Source organism: Enterococcus sp. AMC1251 (assembly GCF_058216535.1).
The window spans coordinates 1,474,528-1,490,594 of record NZ_CM177098.1; the positions used below are offsets into that span (position 1 = coordinate 1,474,528).

The 16,067-nt window shown below is 31.8% G+C and carries 21 protein-coding genes and 1 pseudogene; 13 read left to right on the top strand and 9 right to left on the bottom strand.

The window, feature by feature from the left end; translation table 11 throughout:
- Positions 1 to 42 precede the first annotated feature (42 nt).
- From AC4BBR_RS06930 to AC4BBR_RS06945, 4 genes are read left to right on the top strand one after another with little or no spacing between them, the layout of a single operon-like run.
- Positions 43 to 255: a hypothetical protein gene (locus AC4BBR_RS06930; RefSeq protein WP_490461811.1), complete on the top strand. Its 213-nt coding sequence runs from the start codon at positions 43 to 45 to the stop codon at positions 253 to 255.
- A gap of 5 nt (positions 256 to 260) precedes the next feature.
- Entirely contained in the window at positions 261 to 479 is a 219-nt protein-coding gene (locus AC4BBR_RS06935) for a phage holin (RefSeq protein ID WP_490461812.1), read from the top strand.
- Positions 472 to 669 (top strand): hypothetical protein, encoded by a 198-nt coding sequence (locus AC4BBR_RS06940; RefSeq protein ID WP_490461813.1) that lies wholly within the window; start codon positions 472 to 474, stop codon positions 667 to 669. The genes AC4BBR_RS06935 and AC4BBR_RS06940 overlap by 8 nt, the downstream gene beginning before the upstream one ends.
- Positions 656 to 1,399, top strand: coding sequence for a peptidoglycan amidohydrolase family protein (locus tag AC4BBR_RS06945; protein ID WP_490461814.1), 744 nt, complete (start codon positions 656 to 658; stop codon positions 1,397 to 1,399). Before AC4BBR_RS06940 ends, AC4BBR_RS06945 begins: the two co-directional genes overlap by 14 nt.
- Before the next feature lie 59 nt (positions 1,400 to 1,458).
- On the opposite strand, the gene AC4BBR_RS06950 is transcribed toward AC4BBR_RS06945, so the two are convergent.
- From AC4BBR_RS06950 to AC4BBR_RS06960, 3 genes are all read right to left on the bottom strand, one after another.
- Entirely contained in the window at positions 1,459 to 1,911 is a 453-nt protein-coding gene (locus tag AC4BBR_RS06950) for a hypothetical protein (RefSeq protein WP_490461815.1), read from the bottom strand.
- 46 nt (positions 1,912 to 1,957) lie between these two features.
- Complete coding sequence (locus AC4BBR_RS06955; protein ID WP_490461816.1) at positions 1,958 to 2,113, bottom strand: hypothetical protein; 156 nt, start codon at positions 2,111 to 2,113, stop codon at positions 1,958 to 1,960.
- Between the two features lie 417 nt (positions 2,114 to 2,530).
- Entirely contained in the window at positions 2,531 to 2,962 is a 432-nt protein-coding gene (locus AC4BBR_RS06960) for a hypothetical protein (protein ID WP_490461817.1), read from the bottom strand.
- Positions 2,963 to 3,383: 421 nt separating this feature from the next.
- Between AC4BBR_RS06960 and AC4BBR_RS06965 the strand changes: the two genes are divergently transcribed.
- Together AC4BBR_RS06965 and AC4BBR_RS06970 are read left to right on the top strand one after the other, a co-directional pair.
- Complete coding sequence (locus AC4BBR_RS06965) at positions 3,384 to 3,833, top strand: DUF2165 family protein (RefSeq protein WP_490461818.1); 450 nt, start codon at positions 3,384 to 3,386, stop codon at positions 3,831 to 3,833.
- A 72-nt stretch (positions 3,834 to 3,905) separates the two neighbouring features.
- Entirely contained in the window at positions 3,906 to 4,070 is a 165-nt protein-coding gene (locus AC4BBR_RS06970) for a hypothetical protein (RefSeq protein ID WP_490461819.1), read from the top strand.
- A gap of 220 nt (positions 4,071 to 4,290) precedes the next feature.
- On the opposite strand, the gene AC4BBR_RS06975 is transcribed toward AC4BBR_RS06970, so the two are convergent.
- The 3 genes from AC4BBR_RS06975 to AC4BBR_RS06985 form a co-directional block, all read right to left on the bottom strand.
- The gene (locus tag AC4BBR_RS06975) at positions 4,291 to 5,598 is read right to left on the bottom strand and encodes a sensor histidine kinase (protein ID WP_490461820.1); all 1,308 of its coding nucleotides are present in this window, start codon (positions 5,596 to 5,598) and stop codon (positions 4,291 to 4,293) included.
- A 77-nt stretch (positions 5,599 to 5,675) separates the two neighbouring features.
- Complete coding sequence (locus AC4BBR_RS06980; protein WP_490459128.1) at positions 5,676 to 6,635, bottom strand: IS30 family transposase; 960 nt, start codon at positions 6,633 to 6,635, stop codon at positions 5,676 to 5,678.
- A gap of 62 nt (positions 6,636 to 6,697) precedes the next feature.
- Complete coding sequence (locus AC4BBR_RS06985) at positions 6,698 to 7,420, bottom strand: LytR/AlgR family response regulator transcription factor (RefSeq protein ID WP_490461821.1); 723 nt, start codon at positions 7,418 to 7,420, stop codon at positions 6,698 to 6,700.
- Between the two features lie 214 nt (positions 7,421 to 7,634).
- Here AC4BBR_RS06985 and AC4BBR_RS06990 point away from each other — a divergent pair, with 214 nt between their 5' ends.
- The 5 genes and pseudogenes from AC4BBR_RS06990 (at position 7,635) to AC4BBR_RS07010 (ending at position 9,801) form a co-directional block, all read left to right on the top strand.
- On the top strand, positions 7,635 to 8,363 hold the full coding sequence (locus AC4BBR_RS06990) for a winged helix-turn-helix domain-containing protein (protein WP_490461822.1): 729 nt from the start codon (positions 7,635 to 7,637) through the stop codon (positions 8,361 to 8,363).
- 161 nt (positions 8,364 to 8,524) lie between these two features.
- Positions 8,525 to 8,695, top strand: a pseudogene (locus tag AC4BBR_RS06995) (S26 family signal peptidase); the annotation flags it as partial.
- Positions 8,679 to 8,972: a hypothetical protein gene (locus tag AC4BBR_RS07000; RefSeq protein ID WP_490461823.1), complete on the top strand. Its 294-nt coding sequence runs from the start codon at positions 8,679 to 8,681 to the stop codon at positions 8,970 to 8,972. The pseudogene AC4BBR_RS06995 and the gene AC4BBR_RS07000, both read left to right, overlap by 17 nt.
- Positions 8,973 to 8,988: 16 nt before the next feature.
- On the top strand, positions 8,989 to 9,117 hold the full coding sequence (locus AC4BBR_RS07005) for a hypothetical protein (RefSeq protein ID WP_490462082.1): 129 nt from the start codon (positions 8,989 to 8,991) through the stop codon (positions 9,115 to 9,117).
- Between the two features lie 189 nt (positions 9,118 to 9,306).
- Positions 9,307 to 9,801: a type II toxin-antitoxin system Phd/YefM family antitoxin gene (locus AC4BBR_RS07010; RefSeq protein ID WP_490461824.1), complete on the top strand. Its 495-nt coding sequence runs from the start codon at positions 9,307 to 9,309 to the stop codon at positions 9,799 to 9,801.
- An 83-nt stretch (positions 9,802 to 9,884) separates the two neighbouring features.
- Here the strand turns inward: AC4BBR_RS07010 and AC4BBR_RS07015 are convergent, their stop codons facing one another.
- From AC4BBR_RS07015 to AC4BBR_RS07025, 3 genes are all read right to left on the bottom strand, one after another.
- Complete coding sequence (locus AC4BBR_RS07015; RefSeq protein ID WP_490461825.1) at positions 9,885 to 10,634, bottom strand: TIGR03915 family putative DNA repair protein; 750 nt, start codon at positions 10,632 to 10,634, stop codon at positions 9,885 to 9,887.
- Positions 10,624 to 11,937 carry a putative DNA modification/repair radical SAM protein gene (locus AC4BBR_RS07020; protein ID WP_490461826.1) on the bottom strand — a complete coding sequence of 438 codons (1,314 nt, stop codon included), beginning with the start codon at positions 11,935 to 11,937 and terminating at the stop codon, positions 10,624 to 10,626. Before AC4BBR_RS07020 ends, AC4BBR_RS07015 begins: the two co-directional genes overlap by 11 nt.
- A 131-nt stretch (positions 11,938 to 12,068) precedes the next feature.
- A complete protein-coding gene (locus tag AC4BBR_RS07025) occupies positions 12,069 to 12,881 on the bottom strand; it encodes a Cof-type HAD-IIB family hydrolase (protein ID WP_490461827.1) in 813 nt (270 codons plus the stop codon).
- Positions 12,882 to 13,063: 182 nt separating this feature from the next.
- Here AC4BBR_RS07025 and AC4BBR_RS07030 point away from each other — a divergent pair, with 182 nt between their 5' ends.
- Together AC4BBR_RS07030 and AC4BBR_RS07035 are read left to right on the top strand one after the other, a co-directional pair.
- A complete protein-coding gene (locus AC4BBR_RS07030; protein ID WP_490462083.1) occupies positions 13,064 to 13,669 on the top strand; it encodes a DUF1361 domain-containing protein in 606 nt (201 codons plus the stop codon).
- 69 nt (positions 13,670 to 13,738) lie between these two features.
- Entirely contained in the window at positions 13,739 to 16,036 is a 2,298-nt protein-coding gene (locus AC4BBR_RS07035) for a 5'-nucleotidase C-terminal domain-containing protein (protein WP_490461828.1), read from the top strand.
- Positions 16,037 to 16,067: the final 31 nt, after the last annotated feature.

Sequence of the window (16,067 nt, forward strand, 5' to 3'; positions counted from 1 at the left end):
GTTGTGTGGTTACTTATAAAATTTTTAGGAAGTCGGTGAATCATGTCAAATGAAGTAGTAATTGCATTGATCGGATTGGGTGGCTCAGCTGTTGGAACCTTTGCGGGAATTTTGACAGCATCCAAACTAACCAATTATCGGATTGAGCAATTGGAGAAAAAGGTGGATAAACACAACGGGGTTATTGAGCGGACATTTGATTTAGAAGGACGCATGAGAGAAGCAGAACACGATATTAGAGACCTGAAAGGATGATTTTAATGAAAATTAAAAATGCGACGTATAATTATATTAAATGGGTTGTTTCAGTTGTTCTACCAGCGTGCGCTGTACTAGTTGGTACATTAGGAAAAGCGTATAACTGGAATGGAACAGATCTAGCAGTAACTACCATTGCAGCAGTAACCACATTTTTAGGATCGATAATGTTGTATAGCACAGCACAATATAATAAAAATGGAGCTGATAACAATGGATAAAGAAGCTGTTAAATCTGAGGCAATAAAAGTAGTAAAAGAATTATCAAAAAAAGAAGTACCTAACCAAGTCAAAAAAAGAACTGCCGTTGCTACTATCAACCGCTTTTTGATCGATAATAAAGACTTAACTTTATCAGATAAAGAAATCGATGATCTGATTGAGGAGGTTGTTTCTGATGACAGCCGATAATAAACAAGTTGTAAGATGGTTTGACGTCCGAAAAGGAAAACTGACTTATTCGATGTATGGTTCGCGTAATGGCACTGATGGCACAGCTGATTGTTCTGGCTCGACCACACAAGCTATTAAAGATGCCGGAGGTGTGCTTTATTCGTATTTATACAGCACCGTTACTCTTGCATCGTACCTAAAAGAAAACGGTTATGAGCGCATCGCAATCAATCAGCAATGGGATGCTAAAGAAGGCGATATCGTTATGATGAGCTGGGGAAAAAGTATGGCTGATAGTGCTGGAGCTGGTGGTCATGTAGGAACGATGAAAAATCCATATGATTTTATCAGTGTAGACTATTGGACTGGTGGTCAACAAGGAACTGCAGTATCTGAACATAATATCGATCATTATCTAAATGTAAATAGACCTAGCTATTTTGAGGTATGGCGTTTAAATGCTACTACTGATAATAAACAAGCACATAACAGCAATGCAGAAACACCAAAAACTAAACGAAAAGGAGATAAAATTATGTATTTATTAGAAGTTGTGAAGAAAAAAGGAAGTAACGAAGTATGGTTTATAGATGGGGAATCAAGATCATGGTTGCCGAATGGTCAAGATATCAAGGATATTCAGTATCTGTTAGACGCTAACGGGATTAATAGCACTTTGACTAAATTTAGCGAAGATAATCGAACGTTAAAGGCTCTGTTTAAAAAGAAAAAGGAAATTAAGTATTAAGACGAGAAAGCCCTCGATGGAGGGCTTTTCTATAAAACTTTTACTAGATTAGCGTGATTTTATAATTCATCTTCACATAACTCTTGTAATTTGTACATACTTATCTTATCGTCACGCTCAATTATACTACTAGTAGCTTTTTGATATACTCCTACGACCGAATCATTCGAAAATTGTTGATAGCTACCAGGCGAAGAATACACGTAAGTTTCTACACTTAGATTTTCTTTGTCAAAATAAATTATTGCTGGACCTTGCCAGTTGTTAAACTCTCCAACAGCTTTTTTGATTCCTTTAATTTTGGTAGATGTCATTTCTTGCCCCTCCAATTTATCATATAGTTTTTGTAGTTTATCAGCAGTGTCAATCCGCATACCTAATAATTGAGACTCACCAGTACGGTATTTGGATATCATTTTTTTAGTAATTCCAGTCTCTTCTTCTATCTTTGGACCACTTATCGAGCTGTCCAATAGTTTTTGTACCTTATGCATATCAATCTTAATGTCCATCTTATAGCTCCTTTGTTAAGTAAGAGAGGGGATGATCCCCCTCTAATTAATAATCAATTCCTTTGTTTAAACGTTTTTTCTCACCATCAATTTGGATATCAATAAAATTTGTTGAAGTACCAATTTCTTCTAATAATTGTTCGATACTGGAAAACTCCTCTGAGATAATCACGTCTTGATCTAATACATAAATTTCTGTCATTTTAAATTCCTTCTTTCCGTTAATAGTTGTAACACTTGATTACATACTTAGTATAACATGTACTTAAGTACACGTCAAGAGCTGTTTATAAAAAAGTTTATTATTTTTAAAAATAAAAATCCCTACTATAAAAAGTAGGGATCACAGGAATATACTGTATAGTAGGAACTTTTGAATTTGAGAAACTAGTCTTTATGCACTAGCCTATTAACTAATGGCATCAGACGCGCCAGCTTGAGGGGCTGGTGGGGGAAACCCCGTGGAAGTTCGAGTCTTCTTGGCCGCATAGTTCAGTGATAAACCTTGATATGATAAGGTTTATCACTCTTTTTTTATACCTGTATAAAAGTTCTGATGCACGAAGTGATGCAGTTTTTGCTCAAAACATTATTTTTTAGATAACTGATAGTGGTAGGTTCAATGATAATAGTTAAATGCTTTTTCATACAATAATCTTGTTTGTTTTTCATCTCCATAAGATAAACAATCATCAGCATAGCTTAACGTCCAAAAGGGTTCTTTTTCATTGATAGGATAAGGTATATATAAATTCCAAAGTAAATACATTTTTTGAGCAAATTCATTGATAGTGAATTCATTTGATAAATAGATGCTTTCTATATTGCTGAATAGCAGTTTTCCAAAAAGCTGTAAATCTAAACTATAGAAATAGCTATTAAAGATTTTATTGATTGCGTCATTTGTATTTTCATACATAAATTCTAACTCTAATAAGAGGTCATTATTGGAGTTTATAATAAAGTAAGAATCTAATTTTTCTAAATAAGTTGATTTAGTTAGTAATTCTAATTCAGCTAATAGTGCAAAGGAAAGAATTTCTTCAATCATTTATTGTATCTCCTTAAAAGTGTATGAAATTTTGAATTAGTTCCTCAAAAATTCTACATGTGCTAACTGCTTTTGAAATTCCTTTTGAGGATGTACATAATATTTTATAAATACATCAATGGTATGCCCTAAACTATCTGCAATAGCTTGTAAAGTTGTTCCATAGTTGGCATTTCAGTTATTATTACTTTCATTCATCGAATATAGTATTAAAGTAGCATATATATGTCTTAGAGAATACAGTTGATACTGAGGTAGATTAGGTATTTTTTGGATAAATTCTGTCCATCTTTTACCAACTCTTTTAGGATGATAAGGTGTTTCTGCGGAATGACTAAACAAAAAGAATGCAACCATCTATAAAAATTTAGGAGTATAATGGTAGTATTGGAAAGGAATTATTTTTTATGAATGAAATAAAATGGAGTCGCTTATTAGAAATTTTTTCTATCTCAATTTCCACATCACTTACTTTTTTGTAATTATCGATAATGCAATTTTTGCATGGAATGATAATTATCAATTTGTGAAGCATGTGATATCAATGGATACCGTGGAATCTGTAGTCCATTGGAGAGGAATCTATAATCCTACGATATGGAAGTTTGCTTATAATTTTCTTATCTGTTTTGAAACTGCTACGTTTATATTAGGTGTAGTTACTTTGATTAAATTATTACAGGCATTTACTAAGGATAGAGTAACATTTGAAAAGGCAAAATTTTTTGGCTATATTACCTTTATCATGACCTTACTAATCTGGTTCTTTGGTTTTATTGATCTTGGCGGAGAATGGTTTAAGATGTGGTTATCAATATTATTTAGTGTATTGTTATTACTATTTAGTCAGCCAGAACCAAGAGAAACCTGACAGTTTTATTAAAATATAGAATAGCTTAAATGTGTACGAGTAGTATAAAGTTCTAGTAATGGAGATGGAAAAATGAAATTAAAAATTGGAACAGAAGTGACAGCTATGACTGTTTCTGGCATAAAAGTTACAGGGGAAGTACTTAAATTATTGGACAATACAACAATTATTTCATGTGGAGTTGAAAAATATATTGTCAGAAATGAAGAACTAAAGAAACAAGGACATATCATTTAGAAAGTACAAAGATTTATAAACTTGGGCATTGGTTTTTGTATTTAAATTGAACTACTTTTTGACCGTAATAAAATAAATTATTTTAAATTATAGAGAACCATATATTACAAGCTCTCTATAAACGTTTTTGTCGATGGTTAAACATCGCCTTTTTTTTGTAAAATAACGGGAACACGTTAAGTTGTTTTTTTCTAATTTTAAATTATATAATAAAATTTGTTTATTGAGTACACTTATTTTTCGGTACAGATAAAAAAACTGTAAAGTAGGGTTCTTTTTTTATAATTCTATAACTAGAATGTTTATAAGATTTTACTATCTTTGAAAAAATGTAAAGTCCCTTTCCTTGATGATTTTTTTTAGTAGAAAAATTATTTTTTAATATTGTATTTATGGAACTTGAATTATCAATGTTATAAGTATTTTTAATATAAAAATTAATGAATTCTTTGTTACTACTAATGTTAATCTCAATAAATTTATTTTCTACGTTTTCTGTTGCTTCATAGGCATTATCTAATAAAATAGAGATGCATCTAATCAAATCTATAGTATTTATATCAACAGCAGATAAAGAGTCAGTTATTTTAAGAGTTATTTTAATATTTGATTCATTACATCGATTAACGAAGTTAATGAATAATCCCTGGATAGGTGGGTTGTTAATTAAAGAAATTACTTTAAATTGATTTGGGGTAAAAAGAGATTCTGAGTAATTATAGATTTTTTTAATTTCCTCAAGAGCTTTACGAGTATCAGCCTTTTCTAAATATGAGGTGAGACTTAATAAAATATTTTTATAATCATGTCGGAATTCGTTTGACAAATCAAATTGTTTTGCTTCCTGCTCATAAGTGTATGAAAGTGTCAGAATATATTGCTTTTCAATTGTATGTCTAATCATATAAAAAACAATCCAACCTAATAGAAAAGAAAAACTAATGATAGTACCAGAGATATAAAGAGAAGAACCATAATAACCAGTTAATAAAGTAAATTGTTGTAAAGAAAGAGAAAAAAATAAAAATAGAAGGATAGAGATGGATAGTAAATGATATTTTTTTGGAAGTATAGTTACGGATCTTAAAACTGAAAATTTTCTATTTAAGTAGTTTGCAAATAATAATATTAAAGCAAGCAATAATTGTTGAAGAAGGATAACTAAATATAAATGCTTGTGATAAATTTCAATTGAAATCAAATGATTAAGAAATGTCATTCCCCATGAGTCGATTGTAAAGAGGCGGGAAAAAAGAATAACTGAATTCTCAAAAATAAGAAAAAGTGATGGAAGAAACCAAGATTTTATTTTTTTCGATAAAAATATAAATTGAATGAAGAAAAAAAGAATAAATATCCACATGATAAGCTTATAGTCAATAAGCAAAATAATAATTAAATATGATAGTAAAATCAAAGTTAATGTTATTGAATCACGTAGAGATAAAATTTTTTTATATAAGATAGACCAGTTAATTTGAAGAAGATTAAGAATTAACAAAAAACTAAATAAATTTTTAGGTAACATGTATTTGCTCATCTACTTTTTTCTTTATTTTATTGAGAACTCGAATACCAACGTATAATTCATGGTTATTTGATTTGTCAAATTAAGCTAGACAAATGTCTTTCATTTATGTAACTCAAAAATACTTCTAATGGTGTTCGATAATTTAAAGATTTCCTTGGTATGTGATTTCTTTTAGAGGTGACAGCCGCAACAAAAGCTTGGTCAACTTGATTAAAATCCATTGTTTTAGGCAGCCCATCTTTACGTAATAACCCATTCGAATGCTCATTTAATCCGCGTTGTGAGGGGGTTCCAGGGTCTGCAAAATAGATAGAAATATCATTGACATTACTCATGTTTTTCCAATTTGAAAATTCTTTTCCACAATCAAAGGTAATGGATTTGAACAAGTTTCTGGGAATCTTTTGTAGCCAATCAGTTGTCGCTTTTTCAATATCCAATGCTTTCCGACCATTTGGTTTTAATGTAATAATCACTTTTGAAAGGCGTTCAACTAGAGTGATGATGGCACTTTTATGATGAACGCCAACAATTGTGTCACCTTCTAAATGCCCAAATTCCTGTTGGAAATTAGGGTAGTCAGTGGATCGTTCTGAAATATTGCGTTTAAATGCTTGCTTTCCACGACGTTCTTTATGCCCGTTGGGCTTTCGTTTCCCTTTCATTGGTAGTTTTGAGCAATCAAATTGATTCGCTTTAAACTGACGATAAAGTGTTCTAACAGAGCATGAAATAGGAAACTCAGCTCGACCAATAATCACATCAGGTGTCCACCCTTGAGCCACCATAGATTGAATGTAATCATGCTGTTTTGTAGGCAAACTAATGGGTTGTCGACCACAACGTGTTTTATTTTCTTTATATTGTTGGTAATAGTCACAGATAGATTTTCCTTGTTTCAGGAAGTTGTAAACATTGTAGATTGTCTGTCTAGAACGAGTTAAAGTCTTAGAAACCATCGTAACAGGTTGGCTCATATTGAAATAAGCTTCTATCATCACGAGTTCATTTGATGTAAGATGAGTATAGGTCATTTGTCTTCACTCCTTATAATTCTTTGGTCGGAACTATTTTGAGTGTAGCACAAATGACTTATTTAGTTGTCTAGCTTAATTTTACTATCGGCGTTATTTAAAAAAGTCACAGTACCTTCTTTTTTATCAATAGAAGAAATATTCATAATATTAATAATATAGGATTTTAATGAGGTACAAAAATAAGGTTGCTTTAGCTTTACTTTTAAATCACTAATTTTTCCTTCTACTACCAGTTCTTCGGAGTTTGTTTTTATGAATATTTTACCGCGAACGCCTTTACATGATTCCATATAAAAAATATTTTCACTATTAATATAAAATGTTTCAGAGGCATCAGAAAAGCAAAGAATATCTGAATTTGAATTCATAGTGTGATACATTTTTTTTTCTATATTTAAAAGAATAGAATGTACTGTTTCATTTATATCTGAAGAGTCTTCAAAATCTTTAACAATATAGCCTAAAGGCGAAATATTACTATTAATAATAGTAATAGCTTTATCTTGTAAACCTGTAAGAAAAATAATTGTACAGTTGTCATTAATTTTCCTTATATTTTTAGCTAGTTCTACTCCTGAAAAGTAAGTTTTTAGATCAATGTCTAAGAAGAAAACATCATTATCTAAAATAGTAAAATTATAGAGATTTTCCATAAAAAATACATAATTTATTATTGGTGTCACCATAACATTAAAGTATTTGGAATTATAATTTTTAAGAAGATGAGTAAATTTCTCTCTGTAAGAGGGGTCATCTTCAATGACGTAGATATTTATATTCATGCTATAAAGCTCCTTACTTTATATTCAAAACTTAATTAAGTATACATTAAATACTAAAAAAAACTAGATAACTAAACAATAATATATCAATGCAAAACTCAAACGCGTTAAGAAAGCGCTTTAAAGTTATTTAATCTAATTTGAAAAAGATATATACTGAATTTGTTAAAAATAAACGAATTTTTAAATAAATTTTAAAAAGGAGAGGCTTTTAATGTATTCTTTAGGAACACTTTTTAAATCAAAAACAACTTCAACAGAAGCTAAATTACTATTTGAAAAAGTTTCTTGTTGTATTGAGCCAATAGAAATGAAAACAAATTTTTTTAAATATGATGGGCTGTTAATTGAAGAATCATTTTTTTCAGATAAAAGCGAATTATATAATCTAATTTTAAATATAAAACAAGAAAAAAATATACATATATGGATGTTTACTAATAATAGTTCATTAATTGATCGAAAGGTGTATTTAAAGATGGGTATAGATTGCATCTTTTTTTTAGAGAGCTTTCCAGAAGAGTTTACTTTATATTTAGAAAATCAACTTGCTTATCAAAAAGCGATAGAAGTTAAATTAAATGAAGAAGGTGCTAATACTAATAGTACAGAAGTAAAAAAACAGTTACTAAATAAATCACAAAGAATTGTCTTAAATGATGTTAACCGTAGTTTGATGATACAGAGAGAAAATGAAAAAATGAAAGAAGTATATTTTACCAAACTTGAATATAAAGCATTGAAGTTACTTAGTGAGCGTCCAAATGAAACATTCAGTTACAAAAAAATCTATGAATTTATATGGGAAGATTCATATAAAAAGAATAACTGCAGAATAGCTAATGTATTTCATCATGTTAGAATGAAATTAGAAAAGGACTCTGAGATTCTCATAAAAACAGTTAGATCTCAAGGGTATATGTTTGTGAACTCAGAAAATTAACTTTTCGATAGGATATTTGTAAATGGCGTATAGTATGCAGAAATAATGAGCCAGACAATAGAGATATGAAATTAATTAGGTGGAGAGTGAGTATACAATGAAAAAAATAGCATTTATTTTATTATTTTTTCCTTGAAAGTCAAAAAAATGGTGAAAATTTTACGGAAAGCTTTTCAGAAAAAAATATAGTAATTCCACCAAATTATTATTTTGTATTAGGAGATAACCGACCTTATGCTACAGGTAGTCGCCATTATGGGTTTGTGATAAAAAATCGAATACTTGGAAAAGTGACTACACAGCTGTCTCCATTTAATGAGATTGGAACATAAATTTAGTGGATATAGAGATCGATACGATGAACCACTTGATGATGGAGATAAAGTAGATATCGAATTTTTTAAAAGAGGTTACTGGGCACACTATAATACAGTGACAATAGCTGTTTCAGATGATACTGTTTTAGTGACTGAATATATAGATTATATGTTTGCACCAGCGCCAGCTCCGATAACTACTTTTGTAACTTTAGATTTACCAAAAAGGATAGAAGAGGGATTGAGATTAATAATACTTGTGATTGGTTTAGTTATAATATTATGTATTTAGTTTTTAAATTTTTAAAATAGAAACGCTAAATGAGTTTTCTCATAATATCTATAATCGATTATTAAGATATATTGTCAACCATCAAATTCATAGACAAAATAATTCTAAAGGATATCAGGATGTTTTTTCTATTATTTTGCATTAAAAAAAGATGCTAGTGACTTCTCACTAACATCAGAAAGTATAGAGCCTGGATTTGAAGCTCGAAACAAAAAACTGATTTATAGTTTTAGTTTCGAGCTTTTTTTGAGCAAAATAAAATAGGAAGCAATCTCGAAAAGCTCTTCACACCAAGAATCTATATGATATAATCATTTGGAAGGGAAGTTGACTAATGAGAAATAATGTAAGAAAAGACGTATCTTTTTCAGTGACGGATGTGAAGCAATCGCCTATGACAATATTTGAAACAGCCAAAAAGATGAATGCTGGGGTTTATATTTATAATAGAAAAAAAGTTGCTGGCGTGATGCTGACTGCTGAAAAATATGAAGCATTAATCAAGAAACAAACGATTGAGCAAGATCAAGATGTAAAAATAGCCCAATTAAATCAAGAAATTCGACAAAAAATCGCGTTTGGCTCGTTGATATCCACTAAAAACTTAGATGATCACTTAGTATTATTAGGTTTTATTACTAGAAAAAAGGAGCCAGAGGATTATAGCGAGATGATGAATGAGTTGAATGAGACTGGAAAAATAGAATATCATATACAGAAAAAAGAAGATCGGACAAATATTTTTGCTGAAGTAATTGGTGAACAGAGTAACCAATCTCATTTATCAGACAAAATAATAGTGAAAAAAATCCATCTTAGAGTAGATTGACTTGTATATTTGAATGGTAGATGATGCGCGCAAAACTTGTGAAATATTGTGCACATCATCTTTTTTAGATTAAAATTATAGATTTATTGAAAATCAATCATGTGATCTCGGTATCGTTTAGGTAAGTGAGAAAGTTGAGCGTGCTCATTTTTTCGTTCTTGGATAGTAACAGCTTGAAGAAATATTCGCCAATTTTCTTGGATCTCTTTTTCAGGTTCACCAATATTAAATGCGGGTGGGTCACTATTTTCAATAAACCTTATTTGTCTCTGTTCTATCATTCCAAGTAATCGATGTGTTTCATCATAAATCACGATCGTTTCTTGCGGATATCGTTTTGCAAAATGAGGACATAGATAAGGTAACACAAAATGTTTTGGCGCAATAGAACTATAAAGTAATTTCCCTACATATTCAAAACGGACAAATCCTGTAAATGAGTGGACTTCACTAAATAAAGCTGTTAAAGACTTTTGTAAAGCTAAAATGGAAGGGTGCCCTAAATGATTCGCCAGTAAGTCTTTTGATTCTAATGCAATTTGAATAGCATCTAACAAGCATCTTTCTTTTTCTTTTAATGAGCAATAGAATCCATCAATAATAAATTGAATATTTTCTTTTCTCAAACATTTGGTTAGGCGTTCATATATTTTTTGAGCTAATTTTTCATCTGTATCGATCCAAAAACTGAGAAATAAGCTTTCTACAGCAGTATTTGAAGTTAAGATAGTTCCTGGAAATTGTTTTTTTGAGAATGCTTGGTAGACAATTGTCAAAAATCCATAAAAGCTGCCATCGTATTCCCAAATCTCATTGTTTTTTTCAATTTGCATAAAGAGATTCCTTTCGTTTAATTGCTTCAAAACGCTCTACATCAAACAAAGATAACTGTTCTTGTCGTGATTGGTTATTTAGTTGTTTTAAGGACTTATATTGTCGTGATGAAATTAGAGAAGAAATGACCCATTCAGGATCATGGATCAATCCAGGCTGTCGAGCACCATTGCAGCTAACAAAATATTGAGCTCGCTTGATTACTACGCCTAATTTTTTCAAGTCAGAGAGGTGCAGTTGATAGTACTTCCGAGCTTTGAGAATGTTAAGTGCACTTTTAGGACCAATTCCTGGAATACGTAACAACTCATCATAAGGGGCATTTTGTATATCAATCGGAAACTGATCATAGTTTTGAACAGCCCAATTGGCTTTTGGATCTAAGTACAAATTAAAATTAGGTTTATTGTCAGACAAAATCTCGTCAGCAGAAAAACGATAAAATCGTAACAGCCAATCTGCTTGGTACAATCGATGCTCTCTTAATATGGGCGGATCAGTCGTGAGTGCAGGTAATAAAGAATCTTGATTTACAGGGATATAAGCAGAGTAATAGACTCTTTTCAATTCATATTTTTGATAAAGTTTTTCGGCAATTTTGACAATGGAATGATCGCTTTCAGGGGAAGCGCCGATGATCATCTGTGTCGATTGTCCAGCTGGGACAAAAGAATTTCCCTTTTGTAAAGTAGGAACGTGAGCTAATTCCTTTTTTTTATGTGTAATCTGCTTCATAGGTTTGTATAAAGCGAATGGATCTTTATCAGGGGCTAGCAGTTTAAGACTTTCTCGTGAAGGTAATTCAACATTGACACTCATTCGATCAGCTAAAAAACCTAACTCCTCGATTAATTTCTCATCTGCACCAGGAATAGCTTTAACATGAATGTATCCTTTGAAGCCTCTTTCATACCGTAAAATTTTTAATGTTTTAATCAATAATTCACTAGTATAATCAACATTTTTTATAATAGCTGAACTTAGAAAAAGCCCTTCAATGTAATTTCTCCTATAAAAATCCATTGTTAAATCCGCAACTTCTTGCGGTGAAAATGTTGCTCGAGGTATCAAATTAGATTTTCTGTTGATACAATAATGACAGTCGAATATGCAAGCATTTGTAAACAATAATTTTAAAAGAGAGACACAACGTCCATCACTTGTAAAAGAATGACAGATTCCAGATGCAGAAGTGCTTCCAACAGTTCCTTTTCGAGTGTTATTAGTAACACCGCTACTCGAACACGAAACATCATATTTTGCTGATTCGGCAAGGATTTCTATCTTTTTAGACAAATCCATTATAATCCCTCATTTCTAAAATAAAATCGAACATATGTTCTTATTTTAGCAAAAGTATTTGATTTTGTCAAAGGAGAAAAATAAAAAAGACTAGAACAGAAAGCCTTACGCTTTGTCCTAGTCATTAAAATTTATTGATCTTTTAAATCTAAGTATCGTTCCAGATAATCGGCTAAGCCATCCTCGTCATTCGTTTTTTCGGTAATATCATTGGCTACAGATTTAATTTTTTCTGTCGCATTTTTCATTGCAACGCCCCAACCAACATATTCTAGCATTTCTTCATCATTATGTTCATCACCAAATGCGATAATATCTGAACGCCTCACGTCTAAATACTTTGCGACTTGCTCCACACCTTTTGCTTTTTGTATGCCTTTAGAAACGATTTCTAAAATCGGTGTGGGCCCACCCCAAGTCCTAACATCTACATAATCTCCATATTGTTTCATTAAAGAGTCAGAAACGAGAGATGCTTGATCTTTTGAGGTTCGAACCATCATTGATGTTGGATCTGTTATCAGATTTTTAGTAGTTAAAAGATTGCTTGGTGTAACTTCCGAGGCAAAGAAAGTCGAGTCAAAATAATCTAAACTATCAATGTAAAATGTTTCTTTATTTTCAGCTGCGACAAAATCAAGATTCAATGCTTGCTTTTGAGCCAAAATATCAAAAACTAAGTCGCGTTTTATTCCTGTCTCTTGCTCATCCGCCCATTGTTTTTCAGGCATATGGACAAGAGCACCATTAAAATTGACCATTGGAGTATTCAAACCCAATTGACGATAAAATTGACCGCTCATTCGATAAGGACGACCAGTAACTATGCTGACATAGTGTCCATGTTTCATTGCTTTTTTTAATGCATTCGCAGTTGTTTCACTGATCAATGACTGCGAATTTAATGTTGTACCATCTAAGTCGATTGCAATTAATTTTTTCAAAATCGTTCCTCCTGAGAGTTTTCTTTAACTTAGTCTAGCATAAAATAGCAGAATGACAAGTTTTCAAGAAAATTTTAGAAAAATATTTCTTTATGATACACTTGATGAAGAAGGAGGGGGAAAAATTGATTCAAAAGTATCATTGGTTAATACGGATGGGAACTTTAATTTATTGCGTATATATGTTGTTTTTCTCTGAAATATATCAATTTATGGCGCTAAATGTCTTTTTAGCTTACATTCCACTTGAAATTAGTTTTCATTATAATAAATCAAACAATCTACTATTTTTTTTCTTAGCGATGCTTTGGTTATTATTTTATCCAAATGCCCCGTATTTATTCACAGATTTTTTTCATTTGGAGAATTTATCCATTTATCAAGGGATGAATCAAATATTTGGTCAGTCGGTGTCTGCTTGGGGGGCATTTAGCTTATTGACAGTAGGAATTTGTGTATATGGTTTTTTAGGGATGGCGACTGTATTTACAGTACTTAATGAATGTTTTAAAAGAAATATTTTAAATAAAAAATGGCAAGTTTTTTTCTTTGTATTGATTGTTAATTTATTATCAAGTTTGGCTATTTTTGTTGGTCGATTTGATCGTTTACATAGTGTTCATTTATTTACGAAACCTATCCAAACATTACAAATTATTTTTTTGTCTTGGACAATGGAAAAAATTTTGTTTATACTTTTGTTTTCAGTGCTTCAATTTATATTACTAGCTTCTATTGTTGGAATAAAAGGACCAGAATTATTTGCTAATAGCGAAAACTTGCATTGACAGAGTGTGAAGAAATTGTTACTCTATTAATTAAGTGTGTTTGGAAATAATTGTAGAGGAGTTACAAACATGAAAAAGTGGCAAGGGTTTTTGTTAACTATTTTATTTACTATTGGGGGAATCAGCAGTGAAATCGTGGGGACGAATAAGCTTGCTGATGCGCAGACGGTCAACGAAGTGGACAAGGACAGTCTATCGGTTGAACAACAGTCTCAGGACGACAAAATCCCATTTCAAATTTTAGGAATCAATGATTTTCATGGTGCCTTGAATACGACAGGTTTTTTTGTTGATGATGAAGGAAATAAAGTGGCGAATGCAGGAAAGGCTTCATTACTTGCGGGTTATTTGAATCGTGCGCAAGAACAGTTTAAAGCCGCCAACAAGGGTGCTCAAACATTACGTGTACAGGCTGGAGATATGGTTGGAGCTAGTCCAGCAAGTTCTGGTTTACTTCAAGATGAGCCGACGATTAAAGCGCTAAATCAAATGGATTTTTCCATAGGGACTATAGGAAATCACGAATTTGATGAAGGGCTCCAAGAGTTTAATCGCATTATGCTTGGTGAAAAGCCAACAGATGATCTACATGGTATTTTAATGGATTATCCAAGAGAAGCATCGAAGACGCAGATTGTGATCGGAAATGTTGTGAAAAAAGAAACGGAAGAAATTCCTTTTGATTGGAAACCATATACGATCAAAGAAATAGGAACAGCAGATAATAAAGTAAAAGTCGGTTTTATAGGTGTAGTTACAACAGAAATTCCTAATTTAGTATTAAAAGAGCATTATGAAGCGTATGACTTTTTAGATGAAGCTGAGACAATTGCCTATTATTCTAATTTACTTCAAACAGAAGAAGATGTGAACGCAATAGTAGTGTTAGCACATATTCCGGCTACCAGCAAAGCAGATAAAGTGAGCGGAGAAGCGGCAGAAATTATGAATAAAGTCAATGAACTCTATCCTGATAATAGCGTAGATGCTTTTTTTGCGGCACATAACCATCAATACACGAACGGTGTAGTGAACAAAACAAGAGTGGTGCAATCGACGGCACAAGGAAAAGGCTATATTGATTTGCAAGGAACCCTTGACCCGAAAACTAATGATTTTGTAGATACGCCTAAAGCAAAAGTTTTACCAGTTGATCCAGCAGCAAAAGATGTACCTAAGATTGATGAAAAAGTTGAAGCAACTGTAAAGGATGCTGAAGAACGCGTATCGGAAGTTACGAATAAAAAAATTGGAACAGCAAAAGAGAACGGGCCAATCTCTCGAGAAGTTAATGATGCAAAAGAATCTCCACTAGGTAATTTGATTACTGATGGTCAAGTTGCAATGGCGAAAGTTCAAGGAATTGATGCAGATTTTGCTATGACAAATAACGGCGGTATTCGTGCTGATTTAACAGTTGGAGAAAATCGTGAAATAACTTGGGGAGCCGCGCACGCAGTACAGCCTTTTGGAAATATCATGCAAGTCGTTGAAATGACTGGCGAGCAAATTGAACAAGTACTGAATGAACAGTATGATGAAAAAGAACAGTATTTCTTACAAATTTCTGGTTTGTCTTATACTTATCTTGCAACAGACGATAAGAATCAACCGTTTAAAGTTCAAAATATGTATAAAAAAGACGGCACTCCGGTTAAGGCAGATCAAACATATCAAGTTGTGATCAATGACTTCTTGTATGGTGGTGGTGATGGCTTTTCTGGATTTACTTCTGCCAACTTAGTGGGCACTATTAGGCCAGATACAGAGACATTTATTGAATATATAGAAATGAAAGAAGCGGCTGGAGAGATGATTACTGCATCTGTTGAAAACCGTAAAAAACGAGTAGAACCAACAAAACAAAAAGATCCGGAAATTCCAAAAGTTCCAGATTCAAAAGAAGCTGAAGAGAAAATCAAAAAAGCAACTATTTTTGATCCTTTATATGAAGATGATGAACTTTTGAGAGGCGTTACGCTACCAAATGCGACAATTTTACTCTATGATGGAGACCTTCCTCAAACGAATGCAAGGACAACTGATCTTCCAGAAGCAAATTTATCTGCACAAGCAGATTCGCAAGGGCGTATCAAAATAAATGTTACTTCATTAAAACTTAAAGGGAAAAAGAAATTAACTGCAATAGTGCTGGATCAAGAAAAGAATAAAGTCGTTTTTCCAATAGAAGTTTTGCCTCAGAAAGAAGCTGTAATCGAAACCTCGAATACTAAAGAGCTTTCTGAAACAGGAACCAAAAAAGAATTACCTAAAACAGGTGAACAACAAGCTGCTATTTCAATTTTACTTGGAGTACTGGCAATTAGCACCAACTTTATTTTTATATTGAAACAGAAAATTTTATAGAAAAAAGAGGCTTTACAGTTACTATTTTCAC